Origin of the sequence: Pseudomonas sp. B22129 (assembly GCF_044218875.1) — a bacterium.
In the GTDB taxonomy this organism is placed as follows: domain Bacteria; phylum Pseudomonadota; class Gammaproteobacteria; order Pseudomonadales; family Pseudomonadaceae; genus Aquipseudomonas.
This window is the reverse complement of sequence record NZ_CP162592.1, coordinates 1,989,563-2,009,948: the sequence shown is the minus strand read 5'-3', so window position 1 is coordinate 2,009,948 and position 20,386 is coordinate 1,989,563. Positions and strand designations below refer to the sequence as shown.

General features: G+C 61.1%; 20 protein-coding genes. 8 read left to right on the top strand and 12 right to left on the bottom strand.

Annotated elements, in window-relative coordinates; all coding sequences use genetic code 11:
- Positions 1-9: 9 nt before the first annotated feature.
- The 5 genes from pqqA to pqqE all read left to right on the top strand — a co-directional run bounded on the left by pqqA (position 10) and on the right by pqqE (position 3,226).
- Entirely contained in the window at positions 10-84 is a 75-nt protein-coding gene (pqqA, locus tag AB4P94_RS09120; protein WP_003194766.1) for a pyrroloquinoline quinone precursor peptide PqqA, read from the top strand.
- 71 nt (positions 85-155) lie between these two features.
- The gene (pqqB, locus tag AB4P94_RS09115; protein ID WP_032883902.1) at positions 156-1,067 is read left to right on the top strand and encodes a pyrroloquinoline quinone biosynthesis protein PqqB; all 912 of its coding nucleotides are present in this window, start codon (positions 156-158) and stop codon (positions 1,065-1,067) included.
- Positions 1,068-1,078: 11 nt separating this feature from the next.
- The gene (gene pqqC, locus AB4P94_RS09110; protein ID WP_122735992.1) at positions 1,079-1,831 is read left to right on the top strand and encodes a pyrroloquinoline-quinone synthase PqqC; all 753 of its coding nucleotides are present in this window, start codon (positions 1,079-1,081) and stop codon (positions 1,829-1,831) included.
- Positions 1,828-2,103 (top strand): pyrroloquinoline quinone biosynthesis peptide chaperone PqqD, encoded by a 276-nt coding sequence (pqqD, locus tag AB4P94_RS09105; RefSeq protein WP_046069808.1) that lies wholly within the window; start codon positions 1,828-1,830, stop codon positions 2,101-2,103. The genes pqqC and pqqD overlap by 4 nt, the downstream gene beginning before the upstream one ends.
- A complete protein-coding gene (gene pqqE / locus AB4P94_RS09100; protein ID WP_395611314.1) occupies positions 2,096-3,226 on the top strand; it encodes a pyrroloquinoline quinone biosynthesis protein PqqE in 1,131 nt (376 codons plus the stop codon). Before pqqD ends, pqqE begins: the two co-directional genes overlap by 8 nt.
- A 5-nt stretch (positions 3,227-3,231) precedes the next feature.
- On the opposite strand, the gene AB4P94_RS09095 is transcribed toward pqqE, so the two are convergent.
- Positions 3,232-3,390 carry a YqaE/Pmp3 family membrane protein gene (locus AB4P94_RS09095; protein WP_010207008.1) on the bottom strand — a complete coding sequence of 53 codons (159 nt, stop codon included), beginning with the start codon at positions 3,388-3,390 and terminating at the stop codon, positions 3,232-3,234.
- Positions 3,391-3,575: 185 nt separating this feature from the next.
- A complete protein-coding gene (locus AB4P94_RS09090) occupies positions 3,576-4,838 on the bottom strand; it encodes an aspartate aminotransferase family protein (protein WP_395610278.1) in 1,263 nt (420 codons plus the stop codon).
- A 209-nt stretch (positions 4,839-5,047) separates the two neighbouring features.
- On the opposite strand from AB4P94_RS09090, the gene AB4P94_RS09085 reads away from it, so the two are divergent.
- Positions 5,048-5,947, top strand: coding sequence for a LysR family transcriptional regulator (locus tag AB4P94_RS09085; protein ID WP_395610277.1), 900 nt, complete (start codon positions 5,048-5,050; stop codon positions 5,945-5,947).
- Between the two features lie 226 nt (positions 5,948-6,173).
- On the opposite strand, the gene AB4P94_RS09080 is transcribed toward AB4P94_RS09085, so the two are convergent.
- The 10 genes from AB4P94_RS09080 to bioB form a co-directional block, all read right to left on the bottom strand.
- A complete protein-coding gene (locus AB4P94_RS09080) occupies positions 6,174-7,952 on the bottom strand; it encodes an acyl-CoA dehydrogenase C-terminal domain-containing protein (protein ID WP_395610276.1) in 1,779 nt (592 codons plus the stop codon).
- A 248-nt stretch (positions 7,953-8,200) separates the two neighbouring features.
- Entirely contained in the window at positions 8,201-9,970 is a 1,770-nt protein-coding gene (locus AB4P94_RS09075; protein WP_395610275.1) for an acyl-CoA dehydrogenase C-terminal domain-containing protein, read from the bottom strand.
- A 90-nt stretch (positions 9,971-10,060) separates the two neighbouring features.
- Positions 10,061-11,350, bottom strand: coding sequence for a diguanylate cyclase (locus AB4P94_RS09070; protein ID WP_395610274.1), 1,290 nt, complete (start codon positions 11,348-11,350; stop codon positions 10,061-10,063).
- Between the two features lie 203 nt (positions 11,351-11,553).
- Positions 11,554-13,359, bottom strand: coding sequence for a phenylacyl-CoA dehydrogenase (locus AB4P94_RS09065; protein WP_395610273.1), 1,806 nt, complete (start codon positions 13,357-13,359; stop codon positions 11,554-11,556).
- A gap of 339 nt (positions 13,360-13,698) precedes the next feature.
- A complete protein-coding gene (locus AB4P94_RS09060) occupies positions 13,699-13,980 on the bottom strand; it encodes a pyrroloquinoline quinone biosynthesis protein PqqE (protein ID WP_395610272.1) in 282 nt (93 codons plus the stop codon).
- Between the two features lie 106 nt (positions 13,981-14,086).
- On the bottom strand, positions 14,087-14,767 hold the full coding sequence (bioD, locus tag AB4P94_RS09055; protein ID WP_395610271.1) for a dethiobiotin synthase: 681 nt from the start codon (positions 14,765-14,767) through the stop codon (positions 14,087-14,089).
- Positions 14,764-15,576, bottom strand: coding sequence for a malonyl-ACP O-methyltransferase BioC (gene bioC, locus AB4P94_RS09050; protein ID WP_395610270.1), 813 nt, complete (start codon positions 15,574-15,576; stop codon positions 14,764-14,766). Before bioC ends, bioD begins: the two co-directional genes overlap by 4 nt.
- Positions 15,569-16,300: an alpha/beta fold hydrolase gene (locus AB4P94_RS09045; RefSeq protein ID WP_395610269.1), complete on the bottom strand. Its 732-nt coding sequence runs from the start codon at positions 16,298-16,300 to the stop codon at positions 15,569-15,571. Before AB4P94_RS09045 ends, bioC begins: the two co-directional genes overlap by 8 nt.
- Complete coding sequence (bioF, locus tag AB4P94_RS09040; protein WP_395610268.1) at positions 16,293-17,474, bottom strand: 8-amino-7-oxononanoate synthase; 1,182 nt, start codon at positions 17,472-17,474, stop codon at positions 16,293-16,295. The genes AB4P94_RS09045 and bioF overlap by 8 nt, the downstream gene beginning before the upstream one ends.
- Before the next feature lie 166 nt (positions 17,475-17,640).
- Positions 17,641-18,696, bottom strand: coding sequence for a biotin synthase BioB (gene bioB, locus AB4P94_RS09035; protein ID WP_395610267.1), 1,056 nt, complete (start codon positions 18,694-18,696; stop codon positions 17,641-17,643).
- A gap of 91 nt (positions 18,697-18,787) precedes the next feature.
- Between bioB and AB4P94_RS09030 the strand changes: the two genes are divergently transcribed.
- Both AB4P94_RS09030 and AB4P94_RS09025 read left to right on the top strand, forming a co-directional pair.
- The gene (locus AB4P94_RS09030; protein ID WP_395610266.1) at positions 18,788-19,525 is read left to right on the top strand and encodes a ComF family protein; all 738 of its coding nucleotides are present in this window, start codon (positions 18,788-18,790) and stop codon (positions 19,523-19,525) included.
- Between the two features lie 57 nt (positions 19,526-19,582).
- Complete coding sequence (locus tag AB4P94_RS09025) at positions 19,583-20,347, top strand: TOBE domain-containing protein (protein ID WP_395610265.1); 765 nt, start codon at positions 19,583-19,585, stop codon at positions 20,345-20,347.
- Positions 20,348-20,386 lie beyond the last annotated feature (39 nt).

The following is a 20,386-nucleotide window of genomic DNA, read 5'->3' as shown; positions in this document are numbered from 1 at the left end:
AGAATGAATATGACCTGGTCCAAGCCTGCTTACACTGATCTGCGCATCGGTTTCGAAGTCACCATGTACTTCGCCAGCCGCTGATACGCCTGGTAATACAACGCCTCGGTTCGCCCGGGGCGTTTTTGTTTTGAGCTTTGCCTGATGGAGCGTCCATGTTTGTCCAGATCCTAGGTTCCGCCGCCGGCGGTGGCTTCCCGCAGTGGAACTGCAACTGCGTGAACTGCGCAGGTTTTCGCGATGGCAGCCTGCGGGCCCAAGCGCGTACCCAATCGTCCATTGCGATCTCCGACGATGGCGTGAATTGGGTGCTGTGCAATGCGTCACCGGATATTCGCGCGCAACTGCAAGGCTTCGCACCGATGCAACCCGGCCGCGCCCTGCGTGATACCGGCATCAGCGCGATCATCCTGATGGACAGCCAGATCGATCACACCACCGGTCTCTTGAGCCTGCGCGAAGGCTGCCCGCACCAGGTGTGGTGCACCGACATGGTCCATGAAGACCTCAGCACCGGCTTCCCGCTGTTCACCATGCTCACCCACTGGAACGGTGGCCTGGCCTGGAACCGCATCGAACTGGACGCCAGCTTCACCATCCCGGCGTGCCCCAACCTGCGCTTCACCCCGCTGCCATTGCGCAGCGCCGCGCCGCCCTACTCGCCACACCGCTTCGACCCCCACCCGGGCGACAACATCGGCTTGATCGTCGAAGACCTGCGCACCGGCGGCAAACTGTTCTACGCCCCGGGGCTGGGCAAGGTCGACGCACCGTTGCTGGAAATCATGGCCGGCAGCGACTGCCTGTTGGTGGACGGCACGATGTGGGATGACGACGAAATGCAGCGCCGTGGCGTCGGTACCCGTACCGGGCGCGAGATGGGCCACCTGGCGCAGAACGGCCCCGGCGGCATGCTGGAAGTGCTGGAGCAGTTGCCCGAACAGCGCAAGGTGCTTATCCACATCAACAACACCAATCCGATCCTCGATGAAGACTCCCCCGAGCGAGCGGAACTGGTGCGGCGCAATGTCGAAGTGGCTTACGACGGCATGAGCATTGAATTGTAGGAGCTGACGAAATGACTGACACGCCGCTGACCACCACGGAATTTGAAGCCGCCCTGCGTGCCAAGGGCGCCTTCTACCATATCCATCACCCGTACCACGTGGCGATGTATGAAGGCCGCGCCACCCGCGAGCAAATCCAGGGCTGGGTCGCCAACCGTTTTTACTACCAGGTGAACATTCCCCTGAAAGACGCGGCGATCCTGGCCAATTGCCCGGACCGCGAAATCCGTCGCGAGTGGATCCAGCGCCTGCTCGACCACGATGGTGCCCCCGGCGAAGACGGCGGCATCGAAGCCTGGTTACGTCTGGGCCAGGCCGTCGGCTTGGACCCCGACCAGTTGCGCTCCCAGGAACTGGTGTTGCCTGGCGTGCGGTTTGCGGTCGATGCCTATGTGAACTTCGCCCGTCGCGCAAGCTGGCAGGAAGCCGCCAGCAGCTCGCTGACCGAGCTGTTTGCACCGCAGATCCACCAGTCGCGCCTCGACAGCTGGCCGCAGCATTACCCCTGGATCGATCCGGCCGGTTATGAATATTTCCGCACCCGCCTGGGCCAGGCGCGGCGCGATGTGGAACACGGTCTGGCAATCACCCTGCAGCACTACACCACCCGTGAAGGCCAGGAACGCATGCTGGAGATTCTCCAGTTCAAACTCGACATTCTGTGGAGCATGCTCGATGCCATGAGCATGGCCTACGAACTGAAACGCCCGCCTTACCACAGCGTGACCGAGCAGCGGGTCTGGCATAAAGGGATCACCTTATGAGCTTTGATCGCAGCAAAAAACCGACCTGGCGTCAGGGCTATCGCTACCAATACGAACCCGCGCAAAAGGGCCATGTGCTGCTCTACCCCGAAGGCATGATCAAGCTCAATGACAGCGCCGCGCTGATCGGAGGCTTGATCGACGGTGAGCGCGACGTGGCCGCCATCATCGCCGAGTTGGACAAGCAGTTTCCCGGCGTGCCCGAGCTCGGTGAAGACATCGAGCAATTCATGGAGGTCGCCCGTGCTGAGCACTGGATCACCCTTGCCTGAAAAACCGCCCATCGGCCTGCCGCTGTGGCTGCTCGCCGAGCTGACTTACCGCTGCCCGCTGCAATGCCCGTATTGCTCCAACCCGCTGGATTTCGCCGAGCAGGGCAAGGAGTTGAGTACCGAGCAGTGGATCAAGGTATTTCGCGAAGCCCGGGAGATGGGGGCAGCGCAACTTGGGTTTTCCGGCGGTGAGCCGCTGGTGCGTCAGGACCTTGCCGAGCTGATCGCTGAAGCACGCCAATTGGGTTTCTACACCAACCTGATCACCTCCGGCATCGGCCTGACCGAGCAGAAAATCAGCGACTTCAAAAAGGCCGGTCTGGACCATATCCAGATCAGCTTTCAGGCCAGCGATGAGCAGGTGAACAACCTGCTGGCCGGCTCGAAAAAAGCCTTCGCGCAAAAGCTCGAAATGGCCCGCGCGGTCAAGGCTCACGGTTATCCGATGGTGCTGAACTTCGTCACTCACCGGCACAATATCGACAAGATCGATCGCATCATCGAACTGTGCATTGCGCTGGAAGCGGACTTCGTCGAGCTCGCCACCTGCCAGTTCTACGGCTGGGCGCAACTCAATCGTGTGGGGTTGTTACCGACTCGCGAGCAACTGGTGCGCGCCGAACGTATCACCAATGAATACCGTGCCAAGCTGGAAGCCGAAGGCCACCCGTGCAAATTGATATTCGTGACGCCGGACTATTACGAGGAACGCCCGAAAGCCTGCATGAACGGCTGGGGCAGCATCTTTCTGACAGTGACGCCGGACGGTACCGCCCTGCCCTGCCATGGCGCCCGACAGATGCCGGTGCAATTTCCCAATGTGCGCGACCACAGCATGCAGCACATCTGGTACGACTCGTTTGGCTTCAACCGTTTTCGCGGCTACGACTGGATGCCCGAGCCCTGCCGCTCATGCGATGAAAAGGAAAAGGACTTCGGCGGCTGCCGCTGTCAGGCGTTCATGCTCACCGGTGACGCGAGCAACGCCGACCCGGTGTGCAGCAAGTCCGAGCAGCACGGCATCATCCTTCAGGCACGGGAAGAAGCCGAACACGCCACCCAGACCATCGAGCAGTTGGCCTTTCGCAACGAGCGCAACTCAAGGCTCATCGCAAAAGGCTGACGGCCTCAGCGCTTGGCGATGATGTACACCGCGTGGATGATGCCGGGGAAGTAACCGCACAGGGTCAACAGAATATTCAGCCAGAACGCGCCGGCGAAACCCACTTGCAGGAACACACCCAGTGGCGGCAGCAGGATGGCGATGATGATACGAATGATGTCCATGGGGTCAGCTCCAGAAAATCGGCTCGTGTGAGCCGTTAAGCTAATCGACCTTGGGGGTTTGTGAGGGTTCAGTGGAATCTGGCATTGCGCCATCCTTTAACTGACCCACAAAAAAACGCCCCCAGCCAAAAAAATCAGGCCGGAGGCGCCGCGTATGCCGCGAGACGGTTCGGGAAGCAGGGGTGTTAAACGGCGATGCCCTTGCGGCATTGCAGTTGCGCGGTACGCACGCGGGAGAAGGCACGAGCCAGGCGCAGGAGCATTTCGTCGATGTGATTTTTGCTGACGTTGAGCGCTGGGGTGAACCGCAGACAGTCGGGCTGCGGGGCGGTGAGAATAAGACCTTCATGCAGCGCAGCTTTTACCACCGCATCCGCAGAATCATCCGACAAAGTCAGGCCCCACATCAGCCCGTTACCGCGTAATTGACCGTGCTCGTAACGGTAGGCCAGGCGGGAGAGTCCTTCGCCCAGGCACAAGCCGGATTCACGTACCTGTTGGAGAAAACCGTTTTGCGTCACGGCGTCCAGCACCGCGATACCGGCAGAGGCCATCAGTGCATTACCGTGATGGGTGCCTTCAAGTTCGCCCACTTCAAAGCAACAGGCCCTGCCGCGCGCCAGCAGCGCCGCCAGTGGCACGCCGCCGCCCAGGCCTTTGCCGAGGGCGATGATGTCGGCGCGCACACCATAGTGTTCTTCCACCAGCAAGGAGCCGCACCGGCCGATGCCTGTTTGCACTTCATCGAGAATTAGCAAAATACCCAGTTCGCGGCACAGACGCTCCACACCTTTGAGGTAGTGTTGCGTCGCAGGAATCACGCCGGCTGCGCCCTGGATCGGCTCCAGCATGATCGCCACGGTTTGCGCATCGACAGCAGCATGCAGCGCCGGCAGGTCGTTGAAAGGCACGTGACTGAAACCCGGCAATTGCGGCTCGAAACGATTGTTACCAGAGCCGGCCGATGCGGCCATCGCGGCAAAACTGTGGCCATGGCAACCTCCGCCGGCCGTGATGATGTGGTGCGCGCCACCGCGATGCAGTTGGCCCCATTTGCGCGCGAGCTTGATCGCCACTTCGCAAGCTTCCCCGCCGCTATTGAGCAGGTACGCCTGGTCGCTGCCGGTGAGGTGGCACAGCCGGTCGGCAAGGTTGAGTTGAGCCCGGTTGTACAGGCCTCCCCCTGGGTTAACTACTGCGTGCATCTGCTCGGTCAAGGCACTGAGCACTGCTGGTGAACGGTGGCCGAGACTATTGGCGCCGCCGCCCTGGCTGAAGTCCAGGTAGGCACGGTCGTCGCTGTCCGAAAGCCAGGAGCCGTCGCCTCGCACAAAGACTTGCGGAGGGCGTACAACCGTGGGCATCAGGCATTCACTGGAAAGATCATCACGCGGGGCATCGAGAACCAGATCGTCCAGGCTCGGCGCAGGTCGGCGAAACAGATTCACAGTTCACCCCCACTGGCAACCGGACCTTGGTCGGCCCACCCTGTGCAGCCTGGCTGGAGGTTTTTTGTCTTGCCTATGCAAACGCCATCAACATAAACGCTGTTCATTGCCTGATCTGGCCCTGTAAGCCCTGCGAATAGGCGCTAGACTAGGCGCCCAAGGGGCCAGCGGCCATTTCGATTTTCCAGCTTTTTCGATAAGTAAGTCTTATGGATTTCAAGCAACTGCGTTATTTCGTCGCGGTGTATGAGGAAGGCCACGTAGGGCGCGCTGCGGAGCGTCTGTCGATCTCTCAACCCGCTTTATCGCAGCAGATTCGCCAACTTGAACAGAACCTTGATGTCAGCCTGTTCGAACGCAGTAGCAAGCGCCTGTTGCCCACTCTGGCGGCGCATACCTTGTATAACCACGCGCTGCCGCTGATTGATGGTATGCAGCAAGCGGTCGAAGCCTTGCGCAACTTCAAGGGCCAGGCGATGCGCACCCTGGCTATCGGCGTACTGCAAACCGTGCACACCAGCCTGGTGCCCCAGATGCTGGAACGGGTGCGCAAGGCCCAGCCGCATCTGGTGGTGCAGATCTACGAATTGACCGGGCTTGAGATTGAGCGGCGGTTGTTGAATGGCTCGCTGGATATCGGCATCAGCTACTTGCCGCCGCGACAACCTGGGTTGACCGGCGTGCTGTTGTACGAAGATGAGTTGAAGGTCGTCATACCCGAAGACCATCCCTTGCGGGAATTCAAGAAAGTCTCGCTGAAGCAGGCGGCGGAGCTGCCAATGCTGCTGTTGGGTGAAGAGTTTCAAGTCAGGCAAATCTGGCAGGGCCAGCTCGCAAACCTCGGGCGGCGCCCGCAGGTGCAGGCTGAGCTGAATACGATGGCGGGGATTCTCGACAGCCTGCCTCACACAAAACTGGCGACGGTGCTGCCTGGGCGCTCCCAGGACGAGCACAACAGCAAGGCATTGCTGTGGAAACCCTTGAGTGAACCGAGGGTGCCGTTGAAAGTGGGGTTGGTGTGCCGCGACGTGCAGCGCCAGCAAGCGACGGTGGCGTTGCTGCGCACCTTGCTGGAAGACGTAATGAACGCCCCGCAGGCAAGCGCCTGACTTTTTCGCGGGCAAAAGAAAACCCCGCCGAAGCGGGGCTTTGCAGACTGTTTCCCTGACATCCATTTCACTCCGCCATCCTGGCAGAATCCTACGTGTCCCTGTTGTTGCTTTGCGCTTCCTGCGCGACGTCCATGTGAAGTAGATTATCCGTGGATCCAATTTGGCGATAGAGGACGAATAGCAGCACGTCATGTAAGAGATTGCTTACACGCCCTCCAAGCCCTTAGAACAGTGACTCGTCGAGCAGGAACAGCGATTCGCTACCGGCTTTTACCGACGCACTCAGAGAATGAATACGCGGCAACAAGCGCGCGAAGTAGAAGCGCGCAGTGCCCAGCTTGCTGGCGTAGAAATCTTCCTCGGCCTCCTTGCCCCATGCGGCTTTGGCCATACGCGCCCACATATAGGCGTAGGCCACGTAGCCAAACGCATGCAGGTACTCCACCGAGGCGGCACCGATTTCATTCGGGTCGGTCTTGGCGCGGTCGAGCACCCAGGCGGTCAATTCATCCAGGTTATCCACTGCAGTGCTGAGCGGCCGGGTGAACTCACCCAGCTCGGCACCTGCGGTGGCGATGAACTGGCGAATCTCGTCCGCAAACAAGGTGTAGAACTTGCCACCGCTGCCGACGATCTTGCGCCCCATCAAATCCAGGGCCTGAATGCCGTTGGTACCTTCGTAGATCTGGGTGATGCGCACATCCCGAACAAGCTGCTCCTGGCCCCACTCGCGGATATAGCCGTGGCCGCCAAACACTTGTTGGCCCAGCACGGTGGTTTCCAGGCCCAGATCACTGAGGAACGCCTTGGCAACCGGGGTCAGCAAGGCCACCAGGTTGTCTGCGCGCTCGCGGGCAGCGGCGTCTTCACTGAACTTGGCGATATCCAGTTGCGTGGCCACATAGGTGGAAAACGCGCGGCCGCCTTCGTTTGCGGCTTTCATGGTCAGCAGCATGCGACGCACGTCCGGGTGGACGATGATCGGGTCGGCGACCTTGTCTTTCGCCTTGGCACCCGTCGGCGAACGGCTTTGCAGACGGTCACGCGCATACTCAATCGCGTTCTGGTAGGAACGCTCGCCAGACGCCAGGCCCTGGATGCCCACGCCTAAACGCTCGTAGTTCATCATGGTGAACATCGCCGCCAAGCCCTTGTTCGGCTCGCCCACCAGGAAGCCTAAGGCTTGGTCGAAGTTCATGACGCAAGTCGCGGAAGCCTGGATGCCCATCTTGTGTTCGATCGAGCCACAGCTCACCAGGTTGCGCGCACCCAGGCTGCCGTCGGCATTGACCATGAACTTCGGCACCAGGAACAACGAAATGCCCTTGGGCCCGGCCGGTGCGTCCGGCAGCTTGGCCAGCACCAAGTGGATGATGTTTTCGGTGAGGTCGTGCTCGCCGCCGGTAATGAAGATCTTGGTGCCGCTGATGGTGTAGGAACCGTCCGCCTGTGGCTCAGCCTTGGTGCGGATAATCCCCAGGTCAGTGCCGGCATGCGCTTCGGTCAAGCACATGGAACCGGCCCACTCGCCCGAATACATCTTCGGCAGGTAAGTGGCCTTGAGTTCTTCGCTGGCGTGGGTATTGATCGATACGCAGGCGCCAGAAGTCAGCATCGGGTAAAGGCCAAATGCCAGGCTCGACGAGTTGATCATCTCTTCAACTTGAGCCGACACCGCCTTGGGCATGCCCATGCCGCCGAATACCGGGTCACCGCCCACGCCCACCCAACCACCTTCGGCGTAGGTTTTGTAGGCTTGAGGGAAACCGTCCGGTGTGAACACGGCGGTATTGTCCCAGCGGCAGCCTTGTTCATCGCCGCTACGGCTCAGCGGAGCGATGGATTTGGCTGTTACTTTGCCAGCTTCTTCGAGAATTGCCTCGACGGTTTCGGCATCAACGGTGTCTGCCAATGCCGGCAATTGGGCCCAAGTGTTGGCGACCTCAAAAACTTCGTTGAGGACGAAGCGCATATCACGCAGCGGCGCTTTGTAATCAGCCATGGCAAACCTCGTGAGAACATGAAAAGTAATTCGACAGGATCGGTTTTACAGGCTCAGAGTGTACCCGAACAACTTTTCAGACACATAGGGTCCTTTTGTGACCACTTAGTATTTATAAGTCATACACAGAGCCAATGTGGGAGCGGGCTTGCTCGCGAATGCGGTGGGTCAGCCACCCAATTTGTTGACTGATCCGGCGCATTCGCGAGCAAGCCCGCTCCCACACTTAAACCGCGCGGTGCCAGCGTCTATAGGGCAAATAGCTGAGCAGGCAAGCTCATCAGGCACTCACTGCCCGCCTCCACAGCCGCTCGATGCGTGGCCGTGCGCGGTAATAAACGCTTGAAGTAGAAATCGCAGGTGGCCAATTTGGCCTGGGCGAACTCAGCGTCGTCATGTGATTGTTCCGCGATCGCCATGCGCAGCCACAAGTAGGCAAGGATGACGTAACCGCTGTACATCAGGTAATCCACAGCCGCCGCGCCGACTTCGTCGGGATTTTTCATCGCCGCCATGCCGACTTTCATCGTCAGCTCGCCCCATTCCCCATTCAGCTGATCAAGCTGCGCCACATAAGCCTTGAGCTGCGGATGCTCGGCATTCGCCGCGCAGAACTTGTGCACGATCTTGGTAAACCCACGCAGCAGCTTGCCCTGGCTACCCAACACCTTGCGCCCCAGCAGGTCGAGGGCCTGAATGCCGTTGGTGCCTTCATAGATCGGCGCAATCCGCGCATCACGCGCCAACTGTTCCATGCCCCATTCGCGAATGTAGCCGTGGCCGCCGAATATCTGCATGCCGTGGTTGGTCACCTCAAGGCCGGTGTCGGTCATGAAGGCTTTGCAGATGGGTGTGAGGAACGCCAGCAGGTCTTCGGCTTCCTGGCGTGCGGCGGTGTCGCTGCTCAGGTGCGCGGTGTCGAGCAATTGTGCGGTGAAGTAGGTCAGCGCGCGGTTGCCTTCGTTGAAGGCCTTCATGGTCAACAGCATGCGGCGCACGTCGGGGTGCACGATGATCGGGTCGGCAGCTTTTTCCGGGGCTTTGGCGCCGGTCAGCGAGCGCATTTGCAGGCGGTCGTTGGCGTATTTGATCGCGCCCTGAAAGCTTGCCTCGCCATTGCATAAACCCTGCATGCCGGTGCCCAGGCGCGCGTGGTTCATCATGGTGAACATGCAGTTGAGGCCTTTGTTGGCCTCGCCGATCAGAAAGCCCTTGGCGCCATCGAAGTTCAACACGCACGTGGCCGAGGCCTTGATGCCCATTTTGTGTTCGATGGAGCCGCAGTGCACCGCGTTGCGCTCGCCCGAGTCGGCATGGAACTTGGGCACGATAAACAGCGAGATGCCCTTGGTGCCCGCCGGCGCGTCCGGCAACTTGGCCAGCACCAAGTGGATGATATTGGCGCTCATGTCGTGCTCGCCGGCGGAGATGAAAATCTTGCTGCCGGTGACCGCATAGCTGCCGTCCGCCTGGGGCACGGCGCGGGTCTTGATTAAGCCCAGGTCGGTGCCGCAGTGGGCTTCGGTCAGGCACATGGTGCCGGTCCATTCGCCCGCAGTGAGTTTGTTCAGGTAAGTGGTTTTTTGCTCTTCGGTGCCATGGGCATGGATCGCCGTCATCGCGCCGTGGGTCAGCCCGGGGTACATGCCCCAGGAGGTGTTGCTGGAGCCGATCATCTCGCTGAGCACCAGGCCCAGGGACGACGGCAAACCTTGGCCGCCGTAGGCCGGGTCCGCCGCCAAACCGTGCCAGCCGCCTTCAACATACTGCGCAAAGGCTTCCTTGAAACCTTTGGGCGTGGTGACCACGCCATTGTCAAAATGGCAGCCCTCTTCATCACCGCTGCGGTTGAGCGGCGAGAGCACGTTTTCGCAGAATCTGGCGCCTTCTTCGAAGATCGCATTGACCATGTCCGGGCTGGCGTCGGTAGCGCCCAGCGCCGCGTAATGGCCGTGGAAATCAAACACGTTGTCGATCAGAAAGCGCATGTCGCGCAGGGGAGCTTTGTAGTCAGGCATGGCAATGTCTCCGGCAGCAGATGCTTTCAACCTACTGCCGGCCAGCGCCTCGAACAATCACTGTAGAACCGCTGAATACACCGCCATCACTCAACCGGCAGCGGTTTCCATGCGCACCGCGCCGCGCCGGGTTTGCCCGGCCGCGACCACGCAGTTGCGCCCGGCGCCCTTGGCGGCGTACAGCGCCTGGTCGGCGGATTTGAGCACTTCTTCCGGCGTGCGCTGCTCGGCCTGACGCTCGGCCACGCCGATGCTGACCGTCACCGACACACTCGACGCACCACTACCCACGCGGCGCTGGCGGCCCTGATGGTCGTCGTGCGGGCGGTCCGGGTTGCGCAGCTTGATGTCGTAGTCGGCAATGATCTCGCGGATCTCCTCCAGATGCGGCATGCATTCATCCAGGGTCTTGCCCGCGAACACCACCGCGAATTCTTCTCCGCCATAACGGTAGGCACGCCCGCCGCCGTTGACCTTCGACAGTTTGCTCGCCACCAGGCGCAGCACCTGGTCGCCTACGTCGTGGCCATGGGTGTCGTTGAAGCGCTTGAAGTGATCGACGTCAGTCATCGCCAACACATAGTTGCGGCCCAGCCGCTGCATACGTTCATTCAGTGCTCGGCGCCCCGGCAGGCCGGTCAACTCGTCGCGGAACGCCATTTGGTACGCCTCGTGGGCCACACCGGCGGCAATCATGAGCATCACTTGGCTGCACATGATGTTCAGGGTGAACGGCAGGATGAAGGTTTGCGGCAACATCCAGAACAGCCCCAGCAAACCAACCAATTGCGCGGCGTGCAGCGGGCGCGGCTGGTACCAGTACTGCGCCGCCAAGGTAAGAAAGCCGATCAGGAACATCGGGTACGACAGCTGGATCAGGCTCATCCAGCTGCCATGCAATGCCGGCCAGCGAATTTCCGCCAACCAGCTCAGCACGGCCTGGGGAAAGCTTTGCTCAAGGGCCAATGCCACGCTGCCCACGGCCACCAATACCGCGCAGCGTGCGATGAAGTCGCGGAACAGGTGGGTTTTTTCCTGCCACAGCGCGTAAATACTGAACAGCAACGGCAGCAGCAGGCAACACAGGTGAAACACTACGGCGGCGTCTTCGCGCACACGGCCGTTGTCGCGGTAGAAATCGGTCTGGGTGTCCAGCAAGAAGTAGACGATGTACACCGTGATCATCAGGAACAGCTCGCGTTGGCGCCGATACACCGCGCAATACGAACCGCCAAGCAACAGCACCAGAGTGGGCAGCACGTTGAACAGCGAGGTGAAGAACACGTTGAGGTCTTTGACGTACGCAGCCGAGAGCCCGGCCATTAACAGCAGCAACGAAGGAAGAAAATGACTGAAACGTACAGCAGACACGCGTGACAAGGGTAAAGCTCCGACCCGCCCAGACAGATGGCACAGTGCCTTCACTGCACACAGTTAAGCACATTCAATGTGACCTGTATCACATTGCCACTACTGTAACGGCCGCCAACTGCAATCCCTGAGTGCCACGCTGTGTTTTTTATCGCGTATAAAAAAACCGCCGCTCCCAAGGGAAGCGGCGGTTTTCAAGAGAACCGGAAGGCTTAGTAAGCCAGGCCGAAGTCTTCTTCTTTCATGTCCATCAGGTTGTTGGCACCCGACAGCATGGTGGCTTTGTGGGCCAGGGTACGCGGCAGGATGCGTTGGAAGTAGAAGCGCGCCGTCTGCAGCTTGGCGTTGTAGAACGCCTCTTCGGTGGTGCCGGCAGCCAGTTTCTCGGCCGCCAGGCGCGCCATGTCGGCCCAGAAGTAAGCCAGGCAGGCGTAGCCGGAATACATCAAGTAATCCACCGAGGCGGCACCGACTTCTTCACGGTCTTTCATCGCGGCCATGCCGACCTTCATGGTCAACTCGCCCCACTCTTTGTTCAATGCAGCCAGCGGTGCAACGAACTCTTTTACGGCGTCGTTGCCTTCGTTGGCCTGGCAGAACTTGTGCACGATCTTGGTGAAGCCCTTGAGCGCTTCGCCTTGAGTCATCAGCACTTTACGGCCCAGCAGGTCCAGCGCCTGGATGCCGGTGGTGCCTTCGTACAGCATCGAAATGCGGCTGTCGCGAACGTTCTGCTCCATGCCCCACTCGGCGATGAAACCGTGGCCGCCGTAGATCTGCACGCCGTGGTTGGCAGACTCAAAACCAACTTCGGTCATGAAGGCCTTGGCGATCGGGGTCATGAAGGCCAGCAGGCCGTCGGCTTGCTTCTTGGCTTCGTCGTCGGTGCCGTACTTGACGATGTCCACTTGCTTGGCGGTGAAGTACACCATCGCACGGTTGCCTTCGGCGAAGGCTTTCATGGTCAGCAGCATGCGGCGCACGTCAGGGTGCACGATGATCGGATCAGCGGCTTTGTCTGGCGCTTTCGGGCCGGTCAGGGAGCGCATTTGCAGGCGGTCACGCGCGTATTTCAGGCCGCCCTGGAAGCCGATTTCAGCGTGGGACAAGCCTTGCAGCGCGGTGCCCAGGCGAGCGGTGTTCATAAAGGTGAACATGCAGTTCAAGCCTTTATTCGCCGGGCCGATCAGGAAACCGGTGGCCGCGTCGAAGTTCATCACGCAGGTGGCGTTGCCGTGGATGCCCATCTTGTGCTCCAGGGAGCCACAGGTCACCGCGTTGCGCTCACCCACCGAACCGTCGGCGTTTGGCAGGAATTTCGGCACGATAAACAGCGAGATGCCTTTGGTGCCGGCCGGTGCGTCCGGCAGGCGGGCCAGTACGATGTGGACGATGTTGTCGGCCATGTCGTGTTCACCGGCCGAGATGAAGATCTTGGTGCCGGAGACTTTGTAGGAACCGTCGGCCTGAGGCTCAGCCTTGGTGCGCAGCATGCCCAGGTCGGTGCCGCAGTGCGGTTCGGTCAGGCACATGGTGCCGGTCCATTCGCCCGACACCAGTTTGGTCAGGTAGGCGTCTTGCTGCTCAGGGGTACCGTGCTCGGAAATGGTGTTCATCGCACCGTGGGACAGGCCAGGGTACATGCCCCACGACCAGTTGGCGGCGCCAACCATTTCGCTTACCGCCAGGCCCAGGGATTCCGGCAGGCCTTGGCCGCCGTGCTCCACGTCGTGGGCCAGGCTAGGCCAGCCGCCTTCAACGAATTGTTTGTAGGCTTCTTTGAAACCAGTAGGGGTCTTAACGCCTGACTCACTCCAGGTGCAACCTTCGATGTCACCCACGCGGTTCAACGGTGCCAGCACTTGCTCACAGAACTTGGCGCCTTCTTCAAGGATGGCGTCAACCATGTCCGGGGTAGCGTCCTGGCAAGCCGGCAGGCTCTGATAGTGCGCTTCATAGCCAAGCAGTTCGTCACGAACGAAGCGAATATCACGCAAGGGGGCCTTGTAGTCAGGCATAGCGATAAACCTCTGCTGATGTATCTGGGATGAACAACCGCGTGGATGTGTTGTGGCGGTCAAACAGGTGTTTGAAACATACGTTTACGACCTGGGGATGTCAAGCGTCGCACCGAAGCCGTTTGTCATGACGCGGATCAATGGCGCGCACGGCAAGGCCTGCGACGGGTTGCCACGTGATTCAGAAAGTGTAGAAGTTCAAGAGGACAACACAGAGCAAATGTGGGAGCGGGCTTGCTCGCGAATGCAGGCAACTCGGTTTGGCTGAATACCGAGGTGATGCATTCGCGAGCAAGCCCGCTCCCACAGGGAAGTTGCGTATGCCAATAAAGAGGGGGTTTAAGCGTAGGTGTCGATCAACGTGCCGAGCATTTCATCCGAAGCCTTGGCGACTTTCGCGCCCAGCTCCACCTGAAACTTGCCCTGAGCCATTTCGACCATGTTGCTCGCCGAATTGGACGGCTGGGCGCGATCGTTGGCTTGCAGACGATCACTTTGTGCATCCGAGGGCTGGGTCGTCGCGTTACCGGCGATTTTGCCGGCCGCCTGGTCGACACGGTTCTGCCCGGTCTGAATGCTGCTCAGCCCCGAATAAAACGCGCTGCTTCCAGAGATTTCCATGGCGTAAGCCTGCCTTTAGAGAATCATGAACCTGAATTGAAGCAGACATCCCGGCAAAATGCCCGTCAAAAACACTAATGGCATAATGCCTTCGCGATAGCCAAAATCAGTCAAGCAGGTCCAACTCCAGGTACTCGGCCACCGCTGCGGCCCCGGCGTGCTTGAGTTTAGGCACCCGGCCCAGGCAGGGCGCCGGCAAGCGCTCAGCCAGGGTGGCGAGGTTCTCTTCCAGACGAGAGGTCTTGGGGTCGATGATATTGGCCACCCAGCCCGCCAACGGCAAACCGTCCCGCGCAATGGCTTCAGCCGTGAGCAAGGCATGGCTGATACAGCCCAGGCGCACGCCTACCACAAGAATCACCGGCAGCTTGAGCGCCATGGCCAGGTCCGACAGGTTGTCCTGCCCAGCCAGCGGCACGCGCCAACCGCCTGCGCCCTCGATCAGGGTGAAGTCCGCCTGACGCGCCAGAATCTGCTGCATTGGCTTCAACAACGACTGCACCGTCAGCCCGACGCCCGCCTCCCGTGCCGCCAAGTGAGGCGCGATGGCCGGTTCGAAAGCCACCGGGTTGACCTCCTCATACGTCAGCGCCAATGAGCACTCGGCCAGCAGTGCCAACGCATCGCTGTTGCGCAGGCCTTTGCTCGTCAACTGGCAGCCCGAAGCCACAGGTTTTCCGGCGGCGGTACTTTTCCCCGCCAGCCGTGCGGCATGCAGCAGGCCGGCGGCGACGGTGGTCTTGCCGACATCGGTGTCCGTGCCGGTGATGAAATAAGCGGCGCTCATAGCGGTTTCTCCAGTACGGCGTACACCACTTGGTACGTGGCGGGCAGGCCCTTGGCCTGACGGAACTGCTCGTAAGCGTCCACCAGTGCAACAATCCGCGCGCGGCCCGTCAACCCTCCCGGCCGGCCCGGGTTGAGGTTATGCGCGCCCAGCGCTTTCAGTTCGTGAGTCAGGCTGCGCACATCCGGGTAATGCAGCACATGGGGTTGGCGCTCCAGGCTGCGCACGCGCAAACCGCTGTTGGCGCACAACTGTTGATAGGCCTCGAAGGGGCGGAAACGGTTGACGTGAACCAAGCCGTCCGCAGCACGCCAGCTTTCACGCAGCTCATCCAGCGTGCCCACGCACAGGCTCGCGAACGCGAACACACCGCCAGGTTGCAGCACGCGACAAGCCTCGCTGAGCACCGCATCGAAGTTCGCGCACCACTGCACCGCCAGGCTGGAAAAGATCAGCCCGCAACTGCCGCCCTGCAATGGCAGGCGTTCGGCATCACCGGCGATGAACTGCTCGGCGCCGCCCAATGGCCGCGCATGGTTAAGCATGCCTTCGGCAATATCCAGCGCCACGCCTTGGCTGGCGGGCAAGCGCTCGCCCAGCACGCGGCTGAAAAAACCGGTGCCACACCCCATGTCCAGCCAGCGCTGCGGTGCGATTGCCTGTGGAAGGCGAGCCAGCAATTCATGGCCCACCGCGCGTTGCAGTTCGGCCACGCTGTCGTAGCTGGCGGCCGCACGGGAGAAGGACGCCGCCACCTGGCGCTTGTCCGGCAAGGCGCCCGGCAGTGGGGGGTGGTTTAAATCAGTCATCAACATACTCGTGCAAAAAAGCCTGAATGGCCCCCGCGACACCGTGGGGGTCTTCCAGTAGAAAAGCGTGACCGGCCTGTTCAATCAAACCGATTTCAACATCCGGCAACAAAGCCAGCAGGTCCCTCGCAGCTTCAGCGGGTACCAGCCCATCCAGGCCAGCGAACACATGCAATTGCGGGCCGCGATAGGCGAGCAAGGCTGCGCGCGTGTCGAGCTGGGCGAGCAGTTCCAGGCCGGGCATCAGCACGCTGGACGGCGCAGTCGGTGCGCCGCTGACCAATAGTCGCGACAGCCCGCGCGGGTCTTCGGCGCCTTTGGCACACAGCAGACCGAAGCGCTTGAGGGTGACTTGGGAATCGGCGTGGCAACCGGCCAGGAACGCGTCGAAGGTTTCGGCGGGCATCGCATTCGGCCAGCCGTCATGGGCGACAAAACACGGGTTGCTCGCCAGGGTCAGCAGGCCGCAGCAACGCTCGCCGCGCCGCGCCGCCAGCTCGGAGGCGAGCATGCCGCCCAGGGACCAGCCGCCTAGCCAAGCGTTGTCTGGCAGCGTGGCGTCGAGTTCGTCGAGCCACTCACCCAGGTCGCTGGAGTCCAGCACAGGCAAGGGCTCGATATGCACCTGCAGATGTTCGTCGAGCCCGCGCAAGGCGGCGGCCAAAGGTTCCAGCGGCGAAACGCCGAGGCCCCAGCCGGGCAGCAAGATCAATCGGTCACGCATGGTCGGGCTCCGTAATGTTTAACAACCGGAAACACTCCTCCAATGCGTTTAACAATAGTCGCACCTGCGCTTCGCTGTGGGCCGCCGTCAGGGTCACGCGCAAACGCGCGCTGCCGGCCGGCACGGTCGGCGGGCGGATCGCAGTGACCATCAACCCCCGCTCGCGCAGCATCTGTGAAAGGCGCACAGCCCTTGCGCTGTCGCCGATCAGGATTGGCTGGATCGGCGTGAAACTGTCCATCAAGTCCAGCCCCAATTGCTCTGCGCCCTGGCGGAACTGGCGGATCAGGCCATTGAGGTGCTCACGGCGCCAATGCTCGGTGCGCAGCAGCTCCAAACTTTTCAGCGTGGCGCACGCCAGAGCGGGTGGCTGGCTGGTGGTGTAGATATAGGGCCGGGCGAACTGGATCAGGCTTTCGACCAACGCTTCACTGCCCGCCACAAAGGCCCCGGCAGTACCGAACGCTTTGCCCAGCGTGCCGACCAATACCGGCACATCCTCCTGGCTCAGGCCGAAATGCTCGACGATACCGCCACCGTTTGCACCCAGCGGCCCGAAACCATGGGCATCGTCCACCATCAGCCAGGCGCCTTTGGCACGGGTTTGGCGGGCCAGCGCGGGCAAGTCGGCCAGGTCGCCGTCCATGCTGAACACGCCGTCGGTGACCACCAGCGTATTGCCGGTGGCCTTCTCAAGGCGTTTGGCCAGGCTGTCGGCGTCGTTGTGCAGGTAGCGGTTGAACCGTGCGCCGGACAGCAAGCCTGCATCCAGCAATGACGCGTGATTCAGGCGGTCTTCCAGCACCGTGTCGCCCTGCCCCACCAACGCGGTGACCGCGCCGAGGTTGGCCATGTAACCGGTGGTAAACAGCAAGGCGCGGGGGCGCCCGGTCAGCTCGGCCAGGGCTTCTTCCAGTTCATGGTGCGGTGTAGCGTGGCCGACCACCAGGTGCGAGGCGCCACCGCCCACGCCCCAACGGGACGCCCCGGCGCGCCAGGCTTCGATCACTTGCGGATGGTTGGCCAGGCCCAGGTAGTCGTTGTTGCAGAAGGCGAGCAAGGGTTGGCCGTCGACCACCACTTGCGGGCCTTGGGGGCTGTCGAGCAGCGGGCGTTGGCGGTAGAGGTGTTCGGCACGGCGGGCAGCGAGGCGCGCGGCGAGATCGAAAGACATGCTGGCCTCGGTGAATCAAAGAACTAGAGACTGAATGCGATCAAATGTGGGAGCGGGCTTGCTCGCGAATACGGTGGGTCAGTGATGGATGTGCTGGCTGACACACCGTATTCGCGAGCAAGCCCGCTCCCACATTTGGAAGGCATTCCAAATGAAGAGCTAGGCGTCAAACCACGGCGTTATAGAACTGCTCGCTGCTCTTTTGCTCCACCAATGCCTGCTCGATCGCAGCCTGATGCACTTCATCAGCATGCTCTTCACGGGCTTCCGGCAAGATCCCCAGGCGCGCGAACAGTTGCATGTCCTTGTCAGCCTGCGGGTTGGCGGTGGTCAGCAGTTTGTCGCCGTAGAAAATCGAGTTGGCGCCGGCGAAAAACGCCAAGGCCTGCATCTGTTCGTTCATCGCCTCACGGCCCGCCGACAGGCGCACGTGGGATTGCGGCATCAGGATGCGCGCCACGGCGAGCATGCGGATGAAGTCGAACGGGTCGATATCTTCGGCGTTTTCCAGCGGCGTACCGGCGACTTTCACCAGCATGTTGATCGGCACCGACTCCGGATGCTCCGGCAAGTTGGCCAGCTGGATCAGCAGGTTGGCGCGGTCGTCGAGGGACTCGCCCATGCCGAGGATGCCGCCCGAGCAGATTTTCATCCCCGAGTCGCGCACGTAAGCCAGGGTTTGCAGGCGCTCGCTGTAGGTGCGGGTGGTGATGATGCTGCCGTAGAACTCCGGCGAGGTGTCGAGGTTGTGGTTGTAGTAGTCCAGGCCGGCCTGGGCTAGGGCTTCGGTCTGGTCCTGGTCGAGGCGGCCAAGGGTCATGCAGGTTTCCAGGCCCATGGCCTTCACGCCTTTGACCATTTGCAGTACGTAGGGCATGTCTTTGGCCGACGGATGTTTCCAGGCGGCGCCCATGCAGAAGCGGGTCGAACCGATGGCTTTGGCGCGAGCGGCCTCTTCGAGGACCTTCTGCACTTCCATCAGCTTCTCTTTTTCGAGGCCCGTGTTGTAGTGGCCCGACTGCGGACAATATTTGCAATCTTCCGGGCAGGCGCCGGTTTTGATCGACAGCAAGGTCGACACCTGCACACGGTTGGCGTCGAAATGCGCGCGGTGCACGGTCTGCGCCTGGAACAACAGGTCATTGAAAGGCTGCACGAACAGCGCTTTGACTTCGGCTAAGGACCAATCGTGACGCAGGGTTGCAGAGGTGCTGGCGCTCATGGGCGTTTCCTTGATTATGCTTGGGCTTTCACTGTGGAGAGGTAATACCCACAGTCACGACACGGATGCTCGGCATATTTAAGGAAGATTCATGCACTGTCAACCGGACCACAAACATCAGGTTTACATCTGGTCAAAAAACAATCACAGCTGTTTAATTTGCGATGAGCCGGCTGAATCGGCCGATTGTGTGTGTAACGTCTGCGAAACCGAGCTTCCATGGCTGATGGAGCATTGCGAGGTGTGCGCTCTGCCCTTGCCGATGGAAGGGCTGACCTGCGGCCAATGCCAGAAAAAACCACCGGCCTTTAAACAGGTGATCGCGCCCTGGACCTACGGCTTTCCAGTCGACACCCTGATCACCCGCTTCAAGCACCAATCGCGCTGGCCCCTTGGCCACATGCTCGCGCGTCTGCTGGGGCGCCATCTGCAACATCGCTTCGACAACGCCGAACTCACCCGCCCCGACTGCCTGCTGCCGGTGCCCATGGCGCGCAAGCGCCTGCGTGAACGCGGCTTCAACCAGGCGCAGATGCTGGCGCGCTGGCTCAGTGAACGCCTCGACCTCCCACACAATGAACAGGTGTTGTTACGCCCCCATGAAACCGTCGCGCAGCAAGCCCTCGACGCCAAGACCCGCCAGCGCAACCTGCTCACTGCATTTACACTGGCGCCCGGTGCCCAGGTGCAAGGCCGCCACTTCGCGCTAGTGGATGACGTGCTGACCACCGGCGCCACTGCCCACAGCCTGGCCCGGCTGTTGATGGACGCCGGCGCCTGCCAGGTCGATGTCTACTGCCTGGCACGCACACCAAAACCAGGTGCGTGACTTGACTCGCGCGCGCCACGCCTGCAACGTCCGCTGACCTTATAAAAGCGTATCCACATGTCTCTGCCGACCTCACTCAGCCAACACATCATCCGCCGCCCCCAACGCATTGCCCTGTTGGCGCATATCGCCGAGCAAGGCTCGATTACTCGTGCGGCAAAAAGCGCCGGTTTGAGTTACAAGGCCGCATGGGATGCCATCGATGAGCTGAACAACCTCGCGCAGCACCCCTTGGTGGAGCGCAGTGTCGGCGGCAAAGGCGGCGGTGGCGCCAGGCTCACCGCTGAAGGTGAACGCGTGTTGCGCCTCTATCAGCGCCTGCAAGTGTTGCAGGCCGAAGTACTGGGCTCGGATGAAGACGCCAGCGACTTCAACCTGCTGGGCCGCTTGATGTTGCGCACCAGCGCGCGCAACCAACTGCATGGCCAGGTCGTCGCCATCGACAGCCATGGCCGCAACGACGTGATCCGCCTGCAACTGGTGGGCGGCCTGACGCTGGAGGCGCAAATCACCCACGACAGCACGCAGCGGCTGGAGCTGGAGACTGGCGTTGAGGTGATTGCGTTGATCAAGGCCGGCTGGCTGGAGTTGCTCGCGGTCGGGCAAGCCGCAACACCTGGACACAATTGCATGAGCGGACTTATCGACGCGATTCTCGACGCCGATGACGGCCCAAGCGAAGTGCGTGTCGCCCTGCCCAACGGCCTCGTGTTGTGCGCCCTGGCGCAGCCCGCCGCGCTCAAGGCGTTGGGCGCCGCCGAAGGCCAGCCGATCCAGGTGCAGTTCGCGCCGAGCAATGTGTTGCTCGGCACACCGGTATAGCGCTGCACAGCCTTCAAACTGCAACAATTTCGTCACGTG